The 947-nt window shown below is 47.4% G+C and carries 1 protein-coding gene; it reads right to left on the bottom strand.

Annotation, left to right across the window (positions count from 1 at the left end; translation table 11 throughout):
- Nucleotides 1–73 precede the first annotated feature (73 nt).
- A partial coding sequence (locus R7190_RS26015) for a LysM peptidoglycan-binding domain-containing protein (protein WP_318137700.1) occupies nucleotides 74–947 on the bottom strand: 874 nt, incomplete at its 5' end.

Genomic DNA, 947 nt, shown 5'->3' with positions numbered 1-947 from the left:
TAAAGCGCAAGAAAACAAGAGGTTGGAGAACGGAATATATCCAACAACATTACGAGTGGGTTACTTGACGGGTTCATACACTTACCTTAGTTACATCTACGTACAGCTTAAGTTTTTGACCCGGTTTTAGGTACTTCTGCTTATGCAGCGAGTTCCATTTTACGATGTCGTTGCTCTTCACCTTGAATTTGCTTGCGATGCCACTGATGGTGTCGCCAGAGCGAACGTTGTAGAACACGGTACGAATCACGGCGCCTTGGTCTGATTTTTTCCAAATCACCAGCTTTTGACCGACGCGCAGGGTATCTTTTGGTCCCATGCCGTTCCATTTTGCTAGCGATTTGTGTGAAACCTTGTTGTCACGAGCGATAGACCACAAACTTTCACCCGATTGCACAACGTGTGACAGTTTCAGCTGGCCACGAGCTTGCGATTGCGTTTTGTTCAAACGGTTTTGCGCTGTAAGTGCGTACTTTGAATCGTCTTTGGTTGACGTCGGAATAAGTAAGTACTGACCAATGCGAATGTTGTTGTTCGACAGGCCGTTAGCACGACGAATCACTTTTGAGGTCGTACCGTATTTCTTCGCCAACATACTCAACGAGTCGCCAGATTTGACTTTGTAACGCGCGACTTTCATGCCTTTACCGCGATTGCTCTCAACTTGAGTTAAGAACGCATCCTTCTTCTCCACAGGAATAAGAAGCTGATGAGGACCTTCTGGTGCGGTGGACCATTGGTTGTAGGCAGGGTTGTAGCTTTGCAGCTCTTTTACCCCGATGCCCGCGTAATCAGCAGCGATAGCGAGATCCAGTTGTTCTTTCGGATCGACTAACGTCAGCACTGGTTTGTTTGGGATAGATGGAATGTCGCTACCGTACTTTTCTTGGTTTGCCACCACGCCCGCAAGAGCGAGAAGTTTTGGCACGTAGCTACTGGTCTCTTTT

It is taken from the genome of Vibrio sp. 1078-1 (assembly GCF_033340475.1).
The sequence above is the reverse complement of the archived record's forward strand: the minus strand, read 5'-3'. Positions and strand labels throughout refer to the sequence as shown.